The sequence below is a fragment of the Collinsella aerofaciens genome, assembly GCF_032584215.1.
Classification (GTDB): domain Bacteria; phylum Actinomycetota; class Coriobacteriia; order Coriobacteriales; family Coriobacteriaceae; genus Collinsella.
Genome location: NZ_JAWHPN010000079.1, coordinates 1 through 676, shown reverse-complemented (window position 1 = coordinate 676; position 676 = coordinate 1). Strand labels below are relative to the sequence as shown.

Genomic DNA, 676 nt, shown 5'->3' with positions numbered 1-676 from the left:
GAACAAGAAACTGGCGGAGAAGGGCGGCTCCCTCATCGGTGTCAACACCTTCACATTGGATGGCGATGAAACAGCAATTTCCGAGGCTAAGGTTGTGCTTGCCAAGAAGGGCGCCACTTATCAGAATGTGTATTTTGACTCCGATGGCGAGGCAGGAAAGTTTACCACCAACATCTTCGCCTATCCCACCACCTATGTGGTCGACCGCAGCGGCAATATCGTGGGCGAGCCCATCGTAGGCGCCATCACGGAAAAGAAGCAGGCGGAGACGCTGCAAAAGCTCATTGATCAGGCGCTTGCCGCCGATATGGGCTGACAAACGAATTTATCTTCTCAGAAAGGAGGGATACACCATGTATCGGAGAGTATTGCTGCTTCTGCTCACCGCGGTACTGCTGCTGAGCGGCTGCACTGCCGGGCAGAAAAATATGCCGCAGAAAACGGACGAGAAGGAAATGACCGGACAGCCCTCTGATATGTCCGGTGAAGGAAGCATGTATATGAATACCACGGAAAATGTCATATATCTGGCGGGCGGCTGCTTCTGGGGCATGGAACAGCTGATGCAGTCCATCCCCGGCGTCATCGACGCCGAGAGCGGCTACGCCAACGGCACCTGCGAGGCGGACGCCGATTACAAGACCGTCTGCAAGGGAGAGACCGGCTTTCGGGAGAC

Annotated in this window: 2 protein-coding genes; both read left to right on the top strand. The window is 55.3% G+C overall.

What is annotated here, in order from left to right:
- Positions 1-316 (top strand): TlpA family protein disulfide reductase (locus RX395_RS09830; RefSeq protein ID WP_394815239.1); only part of this gene is annotated, 316 nt, incomplete at its 5' end.
- A 37-nt stretch (positions 317-353) separates the two neighbouring features.
- The coding region (locus tag RX395_RS09825) for a peptide-methionine (S)-S-oxide reductase (protein ID WP_316367296.1) at positions 354-676 on the top strand (323 nt) is incomplete at its 3' end.